Genomic DNA, 16606 nt, shown 5'->3' with positions numbered 1-16606 from the left:
ACCGACCCGGCGCCACCGATATTGCGGATGTCTCTCTCGACCCCCCGGAGGCTCCGCGTGCCACAGGCAGTGCCACAGTTACGAGCAGTCCTCATCGCCCTGGCGGTGGTCGCGGCGGGCGTCACGCCCGCCAACGCGGCCCCGACCGTCCCCACCGGCACCTCTCCCGCCATCACCGTCGAGCGGGGGCGGAGCCAGCCGGTCTTCTCCTACGCCGACGCCGTCCGCGAGCACGTCTACGTCGAGTCGGGTGCCGACAGCGACGCCGACGGCCGCCCCGACCGCATCCGCGTCGACATCATCAGGCCGAGGGAGTCGGGCCCGAGGCTCAAGGTCCCGGTGATCATCGACGAGAGCCCGTACTACGACAATGCGGGCCGGGGCAACGAGGGCGAGCGGAAGGTCTACGACGCCGCCGGAAATATCACGAAATTCCCCCTCTTCTATGACAACTACTTCGTCCCACGTGGCTACGCCGTCCTCAACGTCGACATGAACGGAACCACCAGGTCCGACGGCTGCCCCGACGGCGGCGGCCGAGCCGACGTGCTGGGCGGCAAGGCCGTGGTGGACTGGCTGAACGGCCGCGCCGTCGCCCGCCGGGAGGACGGCACCCCCGTCGCCGCGGACTGGACCACCGGCAAGTCCGGGATGATCGGCAAGTCCTACGACGGCACACTGGCCAACGCCGTCGCGGCGACCGGGGTCCGGGGGCTGGAGACCATCGTCCCGATCTCGGCGATCAGCTCCTGGTACAGGTACCAGCGATCCAACGGGGTGGTCTACAACTACGACTACATGTCCTGGCTGGCCTCCTACGTCGACACCGACCCGGACGCCAAGTGCGCCGCGGCTCGGGCGCGGATGGACGCCGAGGACGGCGACGCGACCGGCGACTACAACCCCTTCTGGGCCGAGCGCGACTATCTCGCGGGCTCCCTCGCCGACGTCTCCAAGGTGCGCGCCAGCGTCTTCGCCGTGCACACCGTCAACGACCTCAACGTCAGGCCGGACAACTTCTCCACCTGGTGGCGGGCCCTCGCGGCGCGGAACGTGCCCCGCAAGATCTGGGTCGGGCAGTACCAGCACGTCGACCCCTTCGACTTCGCCGGGCGCCGTGACGTCTGGGTCGACACCCTGCACCAGTGGTTCGACCACTGGCTGCTCGGCGTGGACAACGGCGTCATGCGCCGTCCCCGCGCCGACGTGCAGGTCGGCGTCGATCGCTGGGTCACCCAGCGTGACTGGCCGGAGCCGTTGTCCCTCAAGGTCCCCTTCCATCCGGCGGCCGACGGCTCGCTCGGCCTCGTCCCGGCGCACAGGGGGCAGACGGCCTCCTTCACCGACCTGCGCCAGTCCGAGGAGACGATGGTCGCCGACGTCGGCACCGGGGCACCGGGCAGAGTGGCCTTCACCACCGGGAGCCTGCCCCTGGACCTGCGCCTGTCCGGGACGCCCGTCGTCGACCTGCGGGTAGCGCTCGACCGGCCGACCTCGAACCTGACCGCGCTCCTGGTCGACTTCGGGGAGGACACCCGGGTCGACTGGCGCCGTGGCCAGGGCATCTCCACCCTTCCCGAGGAGAGCTGCCACGGCGAGAGCACGGCCGCCGACGACGCCTGCTACCGGAAGGTCGCCACCAACCTGGCCACCCGCCCGCTGGAGATCGTCGCCCGCGGCTGGATCGACGTGCAGAACCGCGACTCCCTCAGCGCGCCCACTCCCCTGCCGCCCGGCACGTACGGCAGGGTCCGCTGGGAGACCCTGCCGCAGGAGTACACCTTCAAGAAGGGCCACCGGCTGGGCTTCGTGATCGCGGGCACGGACGCCACCTACAGCTCGGAGAGCCCGACCGGGGCGGTTGTCACCGTCGACCTGGCCAGGAGCAAGGTGGTGCTCCCGCTGGCGATCGGCGCGCTGCACATCGGTGACGTTCCCAAGGAACTGGGCCCCTGGCGCGGCCCCGGCAGGGTGACCCTGCCGGTTCCCGAGCCGAACTTCTCCTGACCCTCCCGGGGAGGGGCGCTCGCCGCCCCTCCCCTGACCGGCACGAACGAGGACACCCCACCCCATATTGCACCGACCGATGCAAAACGGGTAGCGTGCTCTCATGGCGAGGCCGAGATCATTCGACGAGGACCGGGTCCTGGACACCGCGATGCGCACGTTCTGGGCGAACGGCTACGAGTCGACCTCGACCAGAGATCTGTGCGAAGCGCTCGGCCTGGACCGCAGCAGCGTGTACAACGCCTTCGTCAACAAGCGTGAGCTGTTCAAGCGCGCGCTGACCCGTTACATGGACGCCACCACCGCCGACCAACTGCGGATTCTCGACAGTCACGAACTGCCGGCGATCGAGCGGATCCGCGCGCTGTTCGCCGGGATCCTCAGGACGGAGGCGGAGAACCGGCGCGACGGCCACGGCCTCGGCTGCCTGACCGTCAACACCACGATGGAGCTCGCAGGCCGCGACCCGGAGATCGCCCTGATGCTCGGCCGCGACACCGAACGGCGGATCGCCGACCTGAGCGCCGTCATCGAGAGCGGGCAGCGCGCGGGCGACATCGGCTCCACCCGCGACCCCGCCGAACTCGCCAGGTTCGTCAACGCCGTGATCGCCGGGATCCGGGTGGCCGCCCAGGGGGGCGCCGACGACGCCACCGTCGCGGCCATCGCGGCCACGGCCATGGACGCCCTGGCCTGACTCCTGCCTTTTCACGCCCAAGTTCTACACCGATCGGTGCAAAAAGGAGCTCCCCTTGCCCAGAGCCGTCTACGTCCTGGCCATCGGCATCTTCGCCATGGTGACCAGCGAGTTCGCCGTCGGAGGCCTGATGCCCGAGATGGCGGGCGGACTCGGCGTGACCATCTCCCAGATCGGCTATCTGATCACCGCCTTCGCGGTGGCCATGTCGGTCGGCGGACCGCTGATGACCGTCGCACTGGTACGGATACGCCCGAAACCCGCGCTCATATTGCTGTTCGCCGTCTTTCTGGCGGGCAACGTGCTCGCGGCCGTCGCGCCCTCCTACCCGATCATGATCGTCGCGCGCGTCGTCACCGGTGTCGCCTCCCAGGCCTTCTTCGGGGTCGCCATCTCGGTCGCGGTCCGGCTGAGCCGCCCGGAGGTGCGCGGCCGTGCCCTCGCCGTCGTCCTGAACGGGTTGATGCTCGGCACCCTGCTCGGGCTGCCGCTGTCCACGCTGATCGGCGGACGGCTCGGCTGGCGCGCCGCCTTCTGGGCCGTCGGCGCCCTGACCGTCGTCGCCGCGCTCGCCACGACGGCGGGCGTCCCCCGGCTCGGGCGTGCCGAGGGTGGCGGTCTCAGGCGGGAGATGGCGGTCTTCAGGAACGGCCGGCTGTGGCTGGCGCTGTCGACCAGCACCCTCATCATCGGCGCGACCTTCGCCGCCTTCAGCTATCTCAGCCCGATCCTCACCCAGGTCACCGGGTTCGCCTCGGAGACCGTTCCCCTCCTGCTCGTCGCGTACGGCGCGGCCACCGTGGCCGGCAATCACGTCGTCGGGCGCCTGGCCGACAGGCACACCGTCGGCGTCCTGCTGTCCGGGCTGGTTCTCAACACGGTCTTCCTGGCCGGGTTCGCGGCGTTCGCCCACCTCAGCGTTCCCGCGGTGATCGCCATGCTGGGCGTCGGGCTGGTCGGAGTGACCATGAACCCGGCGATGGCCGTACGCGTCCAGCGGGTGGGCAACCCTGGGCCGCTGGTCAACACCGTCCACGCCTCCTTCATCACCCTCGGGGTGATCATCGGTTCCTCGGCCGGTGGGCTGGTCATCGACGGCTTCGGGCTGCGCGCCCCCCTCTGGCTGGGCGCCGGGCTGGCCGTGCTCGGGGTGGTGTCCCTCCTGCCCGAGCTCGGCCGTACCAGGGGGCGGTCGCCGGCGGAAAGCCTCGCCCAGGAGCGCGCCGGAGCCGCCGCCACCTGCTGACACGCCGTCCAGGCCGGACCGGGAGAACGGCCCCCTTCAGACCCGGGCGCCACGGACGTTGCCAGCACGACGCCGCACGGTTCGCCCGGCCTTCCGAGGGCCGTCCGGGATCAGCAGGCGCCGAGGTCGGCCCACACCCACCAGGCGTTGGCCGGGTCCTCAAGCTGGGTCCACCACCGGGCCTGGTAGATGTGCCCCTTGCGGGAGACCCTGTCGCCCTGGCTGTAGCTGTCACGGCCACGCCAGACGGGCGAGGTGCACGCGGGCGGGTACGGCCCGCCGGTGGTCGCGGGCAGCTCGAACCCCCAGCCGGCCTGCTGCCACTGCGGGATCAGCTGCCCGTAGGCGGCCACGGTCGCCGAGCGGTCGCCACCGCCGTCGTGGGAGAGCGAGACGGCCGTCGGGTAGATCTGCGAGCTCAGCCGCTGGACGAGCACGTCCGCCGGGGAACCGTCCCAGTCGGAGGGGTCCATCGTCCAGGCCAGGGCCGACATGCCGAGGGAGGCCGCGACCTGCGGCGAGGCACCCCAGGCGGCATAGGGGGCCCTGAAGTACCTGATGGGCAGGTTGGGGTCGCCCGCCGCCGTGCGGATCGCGTCGTTGGTCGCGGTCAGGTCGGCGCGGATCGCCTCGGGGGTCCAGCCGGCGAGCGAGTCGTGGTTGACGGTGTGGTTGCAGACGGCGTGGCCGTCGGCGACGATGCGGCGCACCAGCTCGGGGTGCGCCTTGACCTGGTTTCCGAGCAGGCAGAAGGTGGCGCGGATCTGCCTGCTCCGCAGCAGGTCGAGGACCTTGGGGGTCCAGTCGGGAGAGGGGCCGTCGTCGAAGGTGAGGGCGACGACCTTGCCGCCGTTACGGGTGGCGTAGACGATGTCGCCGGTCGGCCCGTCCGCCAGGGCGGGGGTGGCGGTGGTCATCGCCGCCGTTAACGCCACGATCATGCTCAGGACACGCGAACGCAGTCGCATAGAGGGCCTTTCGATGGGGGGAGGTCGAGGCGCCTTACTGGAAACCTTCTTTACCATAAGAGTGATCAAGGCAACAGTCCCGGAAGGTCAGGCTCCTCGTACGGCTTCGCCGAGCCAGCGGCGGGCCACGGCGAAGAGCAGGGAGGGCGGTACGGTCCCCGCCCCGAGCCCCACCTCGACCAGCAGGTCGAACACCTCCCGCCGCCGGGCGGCGACACCGATCGCGGCGTCGATGAACCGGGGGGAACGAGCGGCCAGGGCGAGCGCGTCGGTGGTCCTCAGATGCCGCCCGAGCGCCCTGCCCAGTTCTCCCCGGTACCGGGGCAGCGGGTCGTCCGGCGCCTGCGTCGCGGCCTCGCCCGCGAGCCTGCCCGACAGCAGGGCGTAGTAGATGCCCTCCCCGGTCAGCGGGTTGATCAGCCCGGCCGCGTCGCCGGCGAGCATCACCCTGCCCGCCCCGGCCCCCGGCCTGCCCGGGGACAGGGGGAGGTGGTGGGCCCGCAGGTCGCGGGCGGGCAGGTGGGGCAGCAGTTCGGCGAGCCTGTCGTGCAGGACCCGGCGTCCGGGCAGGCCGGTCGCCCGCAGCCGGGGAAGCAGCATCCCGAAGCCGACGTTGGCGCTACCGTCCCCGACGGGGAACGACCAGGCGTAGGCGGGCCATCCCTCCCCCTGCATGACGATGCGCTGGACGTCGTCGTCCAGGGGCACGTCCGCGTAACCGCGCACGGCGATCGCGGTGTGCCTGCCCGGGGAGGCCGGCATGCCGATGAGGCGCCGTACGACGGAGTTGGCCCCGTCGGCGCCGACGACGGCACGGGCCGTCACGGTGCCGTCGAGGACGACGTGCCCGTGCCGTACGGCCAGGGCGCGGACCCGGTGGCGCCGGACCTCCACGCCCCGTTCCCTGGCGGCCTCCACCAGGCGGGCGTCGAAGACCGCACGGGGGACGACGTGGTTCGGTCTGGCGACCGTGGCGTCGACCCGCGCTCCCCCGGGCGAGACGATCGACAGGCGCCGCGTCGGTCGATGGTCGGCGATCAGGTCCGGCAGGCCCAGCAGGGCGAGTTCGTCGTGCCCGTGGGCGGCGATGCCGTCACCACACGCCTTGTCGCGGGGGAAGTCGGCCTTGTCGAGCAGCAGCACCCGGGCGTCAGGACGGAGTTGCCTGGCCCGCAGGGCGGCGGCGGATCCGGCGGGACCACCGCCGACGACCACAAGATCCCATATGTCGTCCACGCCGATGAGCCTCCCACCGTACGGCCCGGCGAAACCCCTCGGCGCCTCCCTCTCGGCCCGGAAACCGGCCGCCGGGAAACCCGCGGCCGGTCATCGGAATTCCATTGTTTCGGTTGGAATCGGCCTTTCACCTCATCGGTTTCTCACAGCATCGGAAAGGCGGCGAAGACCGTCTCCGGCGTCAAGAGGGAATTCTCCTTGACGCCGGAGACGCCCCCCGGAGAACGGATGGCGTACGGCCTGGAGGCCGTCTCCCCCTGCCCGGCGGACGGCCGTGTGGCCTCGACCGGCCGGAGGGACATCCGGGATGTGCGGAGAGTTCGGGCGGGATCAGCCGCCACCACCTCCTCCGCCGCCGCCGCCACCTCCACCGCCACCTCCACCGCCACCACCTCCGCCGCCGCCGCCTCCACCGCCGCCTCCGCCGCCGCTGTGGTTACCGCCGCCGCCACCTCCGCCGCCGCCACCGCCACCGCCGCCTCCACCGCCGCCTCCGCCTCCGCGGTGGCATCGGCCGTGACGGCAGGGCCGCAGGACGAGGCTGCTCTGGGTGAGGTGCACGGAACCGGCCGACAGGGCCTGAGGCGCCGTCGAGGCGTTGGCGATCTCAGCCGGCATCGTCACGGGGGCGGCGAGAGCGGAAGCCACCATCGCACCGGCCGCGAGAATCTGCTTGACCATGAGTGATCACTCCATGTCGTGATGGATGCGCCCTGGTGGTCCCAGGTCGCCGGGAACACCGTTCAGGCATCTCAAAAAGACGCCGACACGGCGTGGACTTAAAGACCACGCTAATGAGAAAGACCTTGAAAGGGTCACCCCAGAGAGGCAAAGGCATCGATTCCGTGCCATTACTCCAAACAATGTAATAACAATGAGTAATGAATCCGACACTCTCTGCGATCGACACGACGGGGCGCGCACGCCTTGAGGGAGGCAACCCCGTGGGGGTATGTTATGGTCATTCCAGTACCCCCCCAGGGTATCAACCGGGAACCGGAGTCCCGAGAGTCCGGAATACGGTAGGGGGGTACCGTGTTGTGAAGGGTGAAGCGACCACCGGAGAGGAGAGGGAGATGAGCGGCTACACCGCGAACAGGGAGGACCACCTCCGGCGGCTGCGCAGGATCGAGGGCCAGGTCCGCGGCCTGCAGCGGATGGTCGACGAGGACAAGTACTGCATCGACATCCTCACCCAGGTGTCCGCGGCCGACCACGCGCTGAGATCCTTCGCCCTGTCCCTGCTGGAGGAGCACATGGCCCACTGCGTGGCCGACGCGGCCGCCAAGGGCGGAGCCGAGGCCGACAGCAAGGTCAAGGAAGCCACCGACGCCATCGCGCGCCTGGTCAGGTCCTGACCGGGCACACGAGAGAAGAACGGAAAGAGAAGACGATGAGCACCACCACATACACCGTCAAGGGCATGACCTGCGGCCACTGCGTCAGCTCCGTCAAGGAGGAGGTCGGCGAGGTCCCCGGCGTCACCGGCGTCGAGGTGGACCTGGCGACCGGCCTGGTGACGGTGAGCGGACAGAGCCCGGTCAGCGACGACGCGGTCAGGGCCGCGGTGCGGACCGCCGGATACGAAGTGGTCGATCCGGCATGAACACCCCAGCCAGGCTGGGGGCCTACCTTCTCGGCCTCGCCGTTCTCTTCGGCGGAGCCCTCGGCGCGGGCAGGGCGGCGGACACCGCCGGCCTCACCCCCCAGGCCACACCCCACACGACCGCCTCACCCGCCCCCGGCGAGACGTCCGTACCGGAAGGACTTCAAGTGTCGAACAACGGCTACACCCTGACCCCGCGGACCACCACCGTCGAGCCCGGCCAGGAGACGGACTTCCGTTTCACCGTCACCGGCCCCGACGGCAGGCCCGTCACCGGATACCAGGTCCAGCACGACAAGAAGCTGCACTTCATCGTCGTCTCACGCGACCTCGGCGGTTTCTGGCACCTGCACCCCCGGGAGGCCGGAGGCGGCGAGTGGTCGGTGCCGCTGACGCTGCCCGCCGCGGGCGCCTACCGGGCGTTCGCCGACTTCGCCCCCGAGGGCGGCGACGCGCTGACCCTGGGCGTCGACCTGCTGGCCCCCGGTGACTACAGGCCCGCGGCGCTGCCCGCGGCGAGCCGTACGACCACCGTGGACGGCTACACCGTCACCCTCGACGGTGACCTGACCCCCGGCGCGTTGAGCAAGCTCACCCTGAGCGTCGCCAAGGACGGCAGGCCCGTCACCGACCTGCAGCCCTACCTGGGCGCCTACGGCCACCTGGTCGCGCTGCGCGACGGGGACCTGGCCTACCTGCACGTTCACCCCGACGGGGAGCCCGGCGACGGCAGGACCGCCGCGGGCCCCGGGATCACCTTCTACACCGAGGTGCCCAGCCGTGGCGCCTACCGGCTCTTCCTAGACTTCCAGCACGGAGGGGTCGTGCGCACCGCGAGCTTCACCGTGCGCACCGGCCAGGCCGCCGCCCCGGCCTCGGGGACCGGCGAGCAGGCCGGACACGGCGGCCACGGAGGACACGCCCACTGACGAGGGCGCGAACCGAGAACCGAGAAAGGAGAGACGATGTCCCCCCTCACCGATGACAGGGCCCCGGCTTCCGGCGGCGCGGTCGAACTCTCGATCGGCGGCATGACGTGCGCTTCCTGCGCCAACCGCATCGAACGCAAGCTGAACAAGCTCGACGGCGTGACCGCGACGGTCAACTACGCGACCGAGAAGGCCAAGGTGACCTACTCCGGGGACATCAGTCCCGAGGACCTGGTCGCCGAAGTGGCCAAGGCGGGCTACACCGCCAAGCTGCCCGACCCGCCCGCCGCGCCGTCGGCGGGCGAGAGCCGGGACGAGGAGGCGGAGGCGGCCGAGGAGCTTCGGCCGCTGCGTGACCGCCTGATCACCTCCGTGGCGCTCGCCGTACCGGTGATCGCGATGGCGATGGTCCCCGCGCTGCAGTTCCCGAACTGGCAGTGGCTCTCGCTCACGCTGACCGCGCCGGTCGTGGTCTACGCGGGCTGGCCCTTCCACCGGGCCGCCTGGACCAACCTGCGCCACGGCACGGCGACCATGGACACCCTGGTCTCCATCGGCACCCTGGCGGCCTTCGGCTGGTCGCTGTGGGCGCTGTTCTTCGGCAGCGCGGGCACCACCGGCATGACCCACCCGTTCGCGTTCACCATCGAGCGCACCGACGGGTCGGGCAACATCTACCTGGAGGCCGCGGCGGGGGTGACGGCGTTCATCCTCGCGGGCCGCTACTTCGAGGCCCGTTCCAAGCGCCGCGCCGGCGCCGCGCTCCGGGCCCTGCTCGAACTCGGCGCCAAGGACGTGGCCGTGCTGCGTGAGGGACGCGAGGTCCGTGTCCCCGCCGACCGGCTCGCCGTCGGCGACCTGTTCGTCGTACGGCCCGGCGAGAAGATCGCCACCGACGGCGTGGTCGAGGACGGCTCCTCCGCGGTCGACGCCTCGATGCTGACCGGCGAGTCCGTCCCGGTCGAGGTGCGGCCCGGCGACGCGGTGACCGGCGCGACCGTCAACGCGGGCGGCCGGCTGCTGGTCCGCGCCACCCGTGTCGGCGCCGACACCCAGCTGGCCCGGATGGCCAAGCTCGTCGAGGAGGCCCAGACCGGCAAGGCGCAGGTGCAGCGCCTGGCCGACCGCGTCTCCGGGATCTTCGTGCCGATCGTGATCGCGCTGGCCGTGGCCACGCTCGGCTTCTGGCTCGGCACCGGGGGCGGCGCCTCGGCCGCCTTCACCGCGGCGGTCGCGGTGCTGATCATCGCCTGCCCCTGCGCGCTCGGCCTGGCGACCCCGACCGCCCTGCTGGTCGGCACGGGACGCGGCGCCCAGCTCGGCATCCTGATCAGGGGCCCCGAGGTCCTGGAGTCGACCCGTACGGTCGACACCGTGGTGCTCGACAAGACCGGCACCGTCACCGAGGGCCGGATGACCCTCACCGACGTGCACCCGGCCGAGGGCGAGGACCGTGACGAGGTGCTGCGCCTGGCCGGAGCCCTCGAACACGCCTCCGAGCACCCCATCGCCAGGGCCGTCGCCCGCGCCGCCGCCGAACGGGTGGGCGAGCTGCCCACGCCTGAGGACTTCGCCAACGTCGAGGGACTCGGTGTCCAGGGCGTCGTGGACGGCCACGCCGTGGTCGTCGGCAGGCCCAGGCTGCTGGCCGACTGGGCTCAGCACCTGCCCGCCGAGCTGGAGCGGGCGGTGGAGGCGGCGCACGCCGCGGGCCGTACGGCCGTCGCGGTCGGCTGGGACGGCAGGGCCCGCGCGGTCCTCGTCGTGGCCGACACCGTCAAGCCGACCAGCGCCGAGGCGATCGAGCGGCTGCGCGGCCTCGGCCTGACCCCGGTGCTGCTGACCGGAGACAACGAGGCCGCGGCCCGCGCGGTCGCCGCCGAGGTCGGCATCGACGAGGTGATCGCCGAGGTGCTGCCCGAGGGCAAGGTCGAGGTGGTCAGGCGGCTGCAGGCCGAGGGCCGCTCGGTGGCCATGGTCGGCGACGGGGTCAACGACGCCGCCGCGCTCGCCCAGGCCGACCTGGGCCTGGCGATGGGCACCGGGACCGACGCGGCGATCGAGGCCGCCGACCTGACCCTGGTCAGGGGGGATCTCCGGGCCGCGGCCGAGGCGATCCGGCTGTCGCGCCGTACACTGGCGACGATCAAGGGGAACCTGTTCTGGGCGTTCGCCTACAACGTGGCCGCGCTGCCACTGGCCGCGCTCGGACTGCTCAACCCGATGATCGCCGGAGCCGCGATGGCGTTCTCCTCGGTGTTCGTGGTGAGCAACAGCCTCCGGCTCCGCCGCTTCAGATGAAGTTCCGATGACATCGGGGCGGGTGCGGCACAGCGGTGCCGCACCCGCCCTCCGTGGGAGACGGGGACGCCATGGAATCTGGTTTCGGATATTTCGCTACGCATGACGCGGTCCGCCCGGGCGTGCTGGCCCAGTTGGTCGAGCAACGGGGTCACGACGCCCTTCTCTTCACCGAGCACACCCACATCCAGGCCTGGGGGGAGCCTCCCGTGCCGCCGGAGGGCGGGACGCTGCCGCGCAAGTACGCGCACACCTACGACGCCCTGACCGCCTGTACGGCCGCGGGCGTGGTCACGACCCGGCTGCGGGTCGGGACGGGCGTCTGCCTGGTGCCGCAGCACCACCCGATCAGCCTGGCGAAGACCGTGGCGAGCGTGGACCACCTCACCGGCGGCCGGTTCGAGCTCGGCGTGGGGGCGGGCTGGAACGAACCCGAGATCCGCAACCACGGGGTCGACCCGGCGCGGCGTTTCGCGGTGATGAAGGAGAACATCGAGGCGATGCGCCGCATCTGGACCCAGGACGAGGCCGAGTACCACGGGGAGTTCGTCTCCTTCGACCCGATCCTCTCCTGGCCGAAGCCCGCGCAGCGCCCTCATCCCCCCGTGCTGGTCGGCGGCACCGGCCCCCGGGTGCTCGACCGGGTGCTCTCCTACGGCGACGGCTGGCTGCCGAACTACGCGCCGGACGTCCTGGACCGGGTGGGTGAGCTCCGGCGAAGGGCCGAGGACGCGGGACGGACGGTCGTGACGGTGGTCATGGCCGCGCCGGCCGACCCCGCCGTGCTGGAGGCGTGCGAGCGTGCGGGGGTCGCCCGGGTGATGGCCTGGCTGCCGTCCGCGGGCCTTGACCGCCTCCAGCGGGAGATGGACGCCTTCGAGGCGGCGCTGGCCAAGGCGCGCGGAGAGTGACGCGCCGGACCTCCTGAACACGCCGGACGGCCCCGGCCGGGTTCTCCCCGGCCGGGGCCGTTCCGCGTTCGCTCACAGGTCCGCGCGGGACCGGTCACCGCACGCCGCGCCTGCCGTACAGGCCCGCGGCCGCGATGACGCCGACGGCCGCCAGGGCGATCTGGATGAGCAGCTCGATCCAGTCGACCCCCCGGGTGCTCGCCACGCCCAGCGCACCGGCGATCGCGGTGCCGATGAGGGCCGCGACGATGCCGATCACGATGGTCAGCCAGATGGGGATGCCCTGCCGCCCCGGGACGACCAGCCGGCCCAGCGCGCCGATGATCGCTCCGATGACGATGGCGGTGATGATGCCGGTGACTGTCATGGTCCACACTCCCTCTTGCTTGGCTGCCATCCGTATGCCCTTGAAAGTGAGGACAACACATGAAAAATCACGACCTACGGTGGCGATCGTCCTGTCCGGCGGAACGGGCACCGGGGCGGGCCTCGGGTGACAGGGCCGGAGGGAGCTCCTAAGGTGGACAACGTAAACGTAGTTGTCGAATCGGCGAACCAGGTTACCGACCGTGCCCAGTGATCCTCCCGGCTTCGAGCTTCCGCTCAGGCTCCTGATCGGCTTCCGGATGCTCATCGACGACCTCCACGCCGAGCTGGCCCGCCGGGGGCACCCGGGCATGCGGCCGATGCACGGCTTCGTCATGCAGGCGATCGGCGTCGAGGGCACCACCGCCGTCGAGCTCGGCAGACGCCTGGGGATCACCAAGCAGGCCGCGGGCAAGACCGTCGCCACCCTGGAGCGGCTGGGCTACGTCGAGCGCGCCTGCGACCCCGGCGACGCCAGGCGCAAGATCGTACGGCTCACGCCCCACGGCCTGGAGAGCCTGGCGCTCTCGGCCCGCATCTTCGACGACCTGCGCGAACGCTGGGCGCGAACGCTGGGACGGGAACGCATGGGGGCGTTCGAGGCGGATCTGCGCGCGCTCACCGCGGGCCAGGTGTTCCGGCTCGACGTGCCCGGCTGGTTCGGCGACTGACCCCGTCCCCGCGGCCGGTCCTCAGCGCGCCTCCGCGGCCAGGCGGATGCCGAAGCCGATGAACACCAGGCCGGTCAGCCGCTCGGTGAGGCGGCGCACCGACGGCCGGGAGAGCCCGCCGCGCAGGGCGTGCGCGGCCCAGACCACGAGCACGAACCACGCCGCGCCCAGCAGGCCGTGCACCGTGACCAGCAGCAGGGTCGTCGGAAGCACGGCCGCGTCGTGGGGGACGAACTGCGGCAGCAGCGTCATGTAGATGACCCCGACCTTGGGGTTGAGGAGGTTGGTCACGAACCCGGTCCGCATGACCTTCCACGCGCCGGTCACGGGTTCCCCCTCGGGTTGTTCCCGGCGCGTCGCGGAGCCGGAACGGCTCTTCCACAGCGCCCGCGCGCCGAGCCAGGTCAGGTAGACGGCGCCCGCGATCCTGACGGCGGTGTAGGCGAGGTCCGAGGTGGCCAGCAGCGCCGTCAGGCCGAGCGCGGTCGCGATCCCCCACACGTAGCAGCCGAGGATCACCCCCGCCCCCGCGAGCGACCCGGCCCCGCGGCCCGAGGCGATCGTCGTGCGCAGCACGATCACGGTGTCCGGGCCCGGGGAGACGGTGAGAACCAGTGCGACGGCGATGAAGGCGAGCACGGCGGTGAGCACGACAGCAGTGTCCCATATTCCCCGCTTCGCCCAAGATCGTCGCTACGGTACGGCGACCAGAACACGCGAGCGGTCGGTCGCGACCCGCAGGGCGATCCCCACCAGGGCGGTGGCCATCAGATAACGCTGCACCCGCGACCACAGCGGCCTGCCCGTCAGGAAGGAGGCGACGGACCCGGCGCCCAGGACGATCAGGGCATTGACCGACAGGGAGACGACGACCTGCACGAGACCGAGGGTCAGGCCCTGGGCCGCGACGTCGCCGTGCGCGGGATCGAGGAACTGCGGAAGCAGCGACACGTACATCACCGCGATCTTGGGGTTGAGCAGGCTGGTGACCAGCCCCATCGAGAACAGCCTGCCCGGCGGGTCGAAACGCGTCTCGCCGGGGGTGAAGACGGAGCCGCCCCCGGGGCGCACCGCCTTCCAGGCCAGCCACAGCAGATAGGCCGCGCCCGCGAGCTTGATCGCGGTGTAGACGGCGGGCACGACCGCGAAGAGCACCGCGATCCCCGCCGCGGTGGCGGCCAGGTAGACCAGGAACCCGGCGGCGACACCCGCCAGGGAGATCATGCCCGCCCCCCGGCCCTGCGTCACCGACCGTGAGATCAGGTAGAGCATGTTGGGGCCGGGGGTGAGGACCATTCCGAGGGAGATCACCGCGACGGCGGCGAGGGAGCTGAGCGATACCGTCAATGTCATGACCGCATCCTGTCCTGCGCCCCTCCCCGCGGAGAACGGCCAATTCCACGAAGTGGCCCGGTCGCCTCAGCCGGCGGAGAACGGCGCCAGGGCCGCGACCGGGCGCAGGCGCATGCCGAGCCGCTCGTAGACGCCGATCGCGGCGCGGTTGTCGGTGTCCACGACCAGCGCGACCCTGCCGTGCGCGGCGATCAGCGACCGGAAGACGAAGGCGCACACCCGCCGCCCGTATCCCCTGCCGCGCAGCGCGGAGACGGTCGCCACCCCGGCGACGAACCCCACCTCCGGGCAGGACCAGGCGTCGGCGGCCGTGGCGACCAGGCTCCCGTCCGCCGCGCGCACCCCCGCCCAGCGGCGGATCCCCGGCAGCCCCGGTACGGCCCACGCCGCGGGGGCCGCCTCGGCCAGCAGGGCGGCGACCTCCGCGTCCCTCTCCTCAAGCCATCCGGTCTCCTCCTCCCCGGAGTCCTGCGGTGAGGGCGGGGTCGCGGTCTCCATCCACTCGAACGGCCGGACCGGGCCCGAGCCGGGCAACAGGCCCACCAGTTCCCCGGCCAGGTCCCGTTCCGCCATGACCCGGTAGGAGGGGGCCAGTTCCGGCAGCACCCGCCGTACGAGAACGGCGACCTGACCGGCGGGGCCCCGGACGGTGAGCCGGTCGCGGCGGTTGAGGTCGGGGCTGGCGACCGCGACCGCCTCCCCGTGCGCCCATGCCCGGATCCCGGGGCGCATTCCCTGCGCCGCCCACATGACGATCGTGTCGTCCTGGCAGGCGGCGGCCACGTCCTCGGCGGAGGTCAACTCCATGGGGGGCTCCAGAAGGGTCCAGAAAAATCCGGAAAGGGTAGAGCTACAGGATCGCGCCCGGGGTGTAGGCGGCCGCGGCCGGGTGGCGGGCGACGACCTCCTCGATCCTGGCCACGACCGTCGCGACCTGGTCGGCGGCGGCGCCGGTGAAGGACAGCCGCTCCTGGAGCAGCTCCCGCAGCTCGGCCTGGCCGAGAGGGAAGCGCTCGTCGGCGGCCAGACGCTCCAGCAGCTCGTTGCCCACGCCGCGCTCGCGCATCGCCAGCGCGGAGGCGACCGCGTGCTCCTTGATCACCTCGTGGGCGCTCTCCCTGCCCATCCCGGCGCGCACCGCGGCCATCAGCATCTTGGTCGTGGCCAGGAACGGCAGGTAGCGGTCCAGCTCGGCGGCGATGACCGCGGGGAAGGCCCCGAACTCCCCGAGCACGGTCAGCATCGTCTCGACCAGCCCGTCGAAGGCGAAGAAGGCGTCGGGCAGGGCGACCCGCCGTACCACCGAGCAGGAGACGTCGCCCTCGTTCCACTGGTCGCCGGCCAGCTCGCCCGTCATGGAGGCGTAGCCCCGCAGCACCACGGTCAGCCCGTTGACCCGCTCGCAGGAGCGGGTGTTCATCTTGTGCGGCATGGCCGAGGAGCCGACCTGCCCCTCGGCGAAGCCCTCGGTGACGAGCTCGTGACCGGCCATCAGCCGGATGGTCTTGGCCAGGGAGGAGGGGGCGGCGGCCAGCTGCACCAGCGCCGTGACGACCTCGTAGTCCAGCGACCGGGGGTAGACCTGCCCGACGCTGGTCAGCCGGTTCGCGAAGCCCAGGTGCCCGGCGACGTGGTCCTCAAGGGCGGTCAGCTTCGCCCGGTCGCCGCCGAGCAGGTCGAGCATGTCCTGCGCGGTGCCGACCGGCCCCTTGACGCCGCGCAGCGGGTAACGGGCGATGAGCTCCTCAAGCCGGGCCAGAGCGACCAGCAGCTCGTCGGCGGCCGAGGCGAACCGCTTGCCCAGGGTGGTGGACTGCGCGGCCACGTTGTGCGAGCGCCCGGCCATCACGGTGCCGGAGTGCTCGGCGGCCAGCGTGCCCAGACGGGCCAGCAGCGCCACGCACCGGTCGCGCACCAGCAGGAGGCTGTCGCGGATCTGCAGCTGTTCGACGTTCTCGGTCAGGTCGCGCGAGGTCATGCCCTTGTGCACGTGCTCGTGCCCGGCCAGCGCGTTGAACTCCTCGATGCGGGCCTTGACGTCGTGGCGGGTGACCCGTTCGCGCTCCGCGATGGAGGCCAGGTCGACCTGCTCGACGACCTTGTCGTAGTCGGCGACGGCCTCCTCGGGCACCGCGATCCCCAGCCGGGCCTGCGCGGCGAGCACCGCCAGCCACAGGCGGCGCTCGGCCACCACCTTGTACTCGGGGGACCACAGGCGGGCCAGCTCCGCCGAGGCGTAGCGGGCGGCCAGAACGTTGGGGATGCGAGGCTTGGCAGTCACGTTGCCTCAGTCTATTGCCGCCCGCGTTCCGGAC

At 71.8% G+C, this 16606-nt stretch carries 17 protein-coding genes; 9 read left to right on the top strand and 8 right to left on the bottom strand.

The window, feature by feature from the left end:
• Positions 1-57 precede the first annotated feature (57 nt).
• From ACIBVQ_RS34110 to ACIBVQ_RS34100, 3 genes are all read left to right on the top strand, one after another.
• Positions 58-2007 (top strand): Xaa-Pro dipeptidyl-peptidase, encoded by a 1950-nt coding sequence (locus ACIBVQ_RS34110; protein ID WP_399182588.1) that lies wholly within the window; start codon positions 58-60, stop codon positions 2005-2007.
• 103 nt (positions 2008-2110) lie between these two features.
• The gene (locus ACIBVQ_RS34105; RefSeq protein WP_352013321.1) at positions 2111-2704 is read left to right on the top strand and encodes a helix-turn-helix domain-containing protein; all 594 of its coding nucleotides are present in this window, start codon (positions 2111-2113) and stop codon (positions 2702-2704) included.
• Between the two features lie 55 nt (positions 2705-2759).
• Positions 2760-3950 (top strand): MFS transporter, encoded by a 1191-nt coding sequence (locus tag ACIBVQ_RS34100; RefSeq protein WP_399182586.1) that lies wholly within the window; start codon positions 2760-2762, stop codon positions 3948-3950.
• A gap of 110 nt (positions 3951-4060) precedes the next feature.
• Here the strand turns inward: ACIBVQ_RS34100 and ACIBVQ_RS34095 are convergent, their stop codons facing one another.
• The 3 genes from ACIBVQ_RS34095 to ACIBVQ_RS34085 all read right to left on the bottom strand — a co-directional run bounded on the left by ACIBVQ_RS34095 (position 4061) and on the right by ACIBVQ_RS34085 (position 6627).
• Entirely contained in the window at positions 4061-4918 is an 858-nt protein-coding gene (locus ACIBVQ_RS34095; protein ID WP_399182584.1) for a polysaccharide deacetylase family protein, read from the bottom strand.
• An 87-nt stretch (positions 4919-5005) separates the two neighbouring features.
• Positions 5006-6154, bottom strand: a complete 1149-nt coding sequence (locus ACIBVQ_RS34090; protein WP_362911878.1) for an NAD(P)/FAD-dependent oxidoreductase — start codon at positions 6152-6154, stop codon at positions 5006-5008.
• A 143-nt stretch (positions 6155-6297) separates the two neighbouring features.
• Positions 6298-6627, bottom strand: coding sequence for a hypothetical protein (locus ACIBVQ_RS34085; protein WP_399182582.1), 330 nt, complete (start codon positions 6625-6627; stop codon positions 6298-6300).
• A gap of 603 nt (positions 6628-7230) precedes the next feature.
• On the opposite strand from ACIBVQ_RS34085, the gene ACIBVQ_RS34080 reads away from it, so the two are divergent.
• From ACIBVQ_RS34080 to ACIBVQ_RS34060, 5 genes are all read left to right on the top strand, one after another.
• On the top strand, positions 7231-7512 hold the full coding sequence (locus ACIBVQ_RS34080; protein WP_352013316.1) for a metal-sensitive transcriptional regulator: 282 nt from the start codon (positions 7231-7233) through the stop codon (positions 7510-7512).
• 35 nt (positions 7513-7547) lie between these two features.
• Entirely contained in the window at positions 7548-7760 is a 213-nt protein-coding gene (locus ACIBVQ_RS34075; RefSeq protein ID WP_399182579.1) for a heavy-metal-associated domain-containing protein, read from the top strand.
• Positions 7757-8689 carry a hypothetical protein gene (locus ACIBVQ_RS34070; RefSeq protein ID WP_352013314.1) on the top strand — a complete coding sequence of 311 codons (933 nt, stop codon included), beginning with the start codon at positions 7757-7759 and terminating at the stop codon, positions 8687-8689. The genes ACIBVQ_RS34075 and ACIBVQ_RS34070 overlap by 4 nt, the downstream gene beginning before the upstream one ends.
• A gap of 36 nt (positions 8690-8725) precedes the next feature.
• A complete protein-coding gene (locus tag ACIBVQ_RS34065) occupies positions 8726-10990 on the top strand; it encodes a heavy metal translocating P-type ATPase (RefSeq protein ID WP_399182577.1) in 2265 nt (754 codons plus the stop codon).
• Positions 10991-11061: 71 nt separating this feature from the next.
• Positions 11062-11901, top strand: coding sequence for an LLM class F420-dependent oxidoreductase (locus ACIBVQ_RS34060; RefSeq protein ID WP_362911875.1), 840 nt, complete (start codon positions 11062-11064; stop codon positions 11899-11901).
• Between the two features lie 94 nt (positions 11902-11995).
• Here ACIBVQ_RS34060 and ACIBVQ_RS34055 read toward each other — a convergent pair whose 3' ends face one another.
• A complete protein-coding gene (locus tag ACIBVQ_RS34055; RefSeq protein ID WP_352013311.1) occupies positions 11996-12268 on the bottom strand; it encodes a GlsB/YeaQ/YmgE family stress response membrane protein in 273 nt (90 codons plus the stop codon).
• 202 nt (positions 12269-12470) lie between these two features.
• Between ACIBVQ_RS34055 and ACIBVQ_RS34050 the strand changes: the two genes are divergently transcribed.
• Positions 12471-12938: a MarR family transcriptional regulator gene (locus ACIBVQ_RS34050; protein ID WP_352013310.1), complete on the top strand. Its 468-nt coding sequence runs from the start codon at positions 12471-12473 to the stop codon at positions 12936-12938.
• 21 nt (positions 12939-12959) lie between these two features.
• Here ACIBVQ_RS34050 and ACIBVQ_RS34045 read toward each other — a convergent pair whose 3' ends face one another.
• The 4 genes from ACIBVQ_RS34045 to purB form a co-directional block, all read right to left on the bottom strand.
• The gene (locus ACIBVQ_RS34045; RefSeq protein ID WP_352013309.1) at positions 12960-13589 is read right to left on the bottom strand and encodes a LysE family translocator; all 630 of its coding nucleotides are present in this window, start codon (positions 13587-13589) and stop codon (positions 12960-12962) included.
• Between the two features lie 42 nt (positions 13590-13631).
• Positions 13632-14291 carry a LysE family translocator gene (locus ACIBVQ_RS34040; RefSeq protein WP_399182572.1) on the bottom strand — a complete coding sequence of 220 codons (660 nt, stop codon included), beginning with the start codon at positions 14289-14291 and terminating at the stop codon, positions 13632-13634.
• Positions 14292-14357: 66 nt separating this feature from the next.
• A complete protein-coding gene (locus ACIBVQ_RS34035; RefSeq protein ID WP_352013307.1) occupies positions 14358-15098 on the bottom strand; it encodes a GNAT family N-acetyltransferase in 741 nt (246 codons plus the stop codon).
• Between the two features lie 43 nt (positions 15099-15141).
• Complete coding sequence (gene purB / locus ACIBVQ_RS34030; RefSeq protein ID WP_362911872.1) at positions 15142-16572, bottom strand: adenylosuccinate lyase; 1431 nt, start codon at positions 16570-16572, stop codon at positions 15142-15144.
• Between the last annotated feature and the right edge of the window lie 34 nt (positions 16573-16606).

Origin of the sequence: Streptosporangium sp. NPDC049376 (assembly GCF_044466505.1) — a bacterium.
Classification (GTDB): domain Bacteria; phylum Actinomycetota; class Actinomycetes; order Streptosporangiales; family Streptosporangiaceae; genus Streptosporangium.
Note: the sequence above shows the minus strand (reverse complement) of the source record. Positions and strands in the feature narration are given on the sequence as shown.

Coding starts and splice junctions, on each gene's coding strand:
- ACIBVQ_RS34105 (WP_352013321.1), top strand. CDS start 2,111: ATGGCGAGGCCGAGATCATTCGACGAGGACCGGGTCCTGGACACCGCG.
- ACIBVQ_RS34095 (WP_399182584.1), bottom strand. CDS start 4,918: ATGCGACTGCGTTCGCGTGTCCTGAGCATGATCGTGGCGTTAACGGCG.
- ACIBVQ_RS34080 (WP_352013316.1), top strand. CDS start 7,231: ATGAGCGGCTACACCGCGAACAGGGAGGACCACCTCCGGCGGCTGCGC.
- ACIBVQ_RS34075 (WP_399182579.1), top strand. CDS start 7,548: ATGAGCACCACCACATACACCGTCAAGGGCATGACCTGCGGCCACTGC.
- ACIBVQ_RS34070 (WP_352013314.1), top strand. CDS start 7,757: ATGAACACCCCAGCCAGGCTGGGGGCCTACCTTCTCGGCCTCGCCGTT.
- ACIBVQ_RS34065 (WP_399182577.1), top strand. CDS start 8,726: ATGTCCCCCCTCACCGATGACAGGGCCCCGGCTTCCGGCGGCGCGGTC.
- ACIBVQ_RS34060 (WP_362911875.1), top strand. CDS start 11,062: ATGGAATCTGGTTTCGGATATTTCGCTACGCATGACGCGGTCCGCCCG.
- ACIBVQ_RS34055 (WP_352013311.1), bottom strand. CDS start 12,268: ATGACAGTCACCGGCATCATCACCGCCATCGTCATCGGAGCGATCATC.
- ACIBVQ_RS34040 (WP_399182572.1), bottom strand. CDS start 14,291: ATGACATTGACGGTATCGCTCAGCTCCCTCGCCGCCGTCGCGGTGATC.
- ACIBVQ_RS34035 (WP_352013307.1), bottom strand. CDS start 15,098: ATGGAGTTGACCTCCGCCGAGGACGTGGCCGCCGCCTGCCAGGACGAC.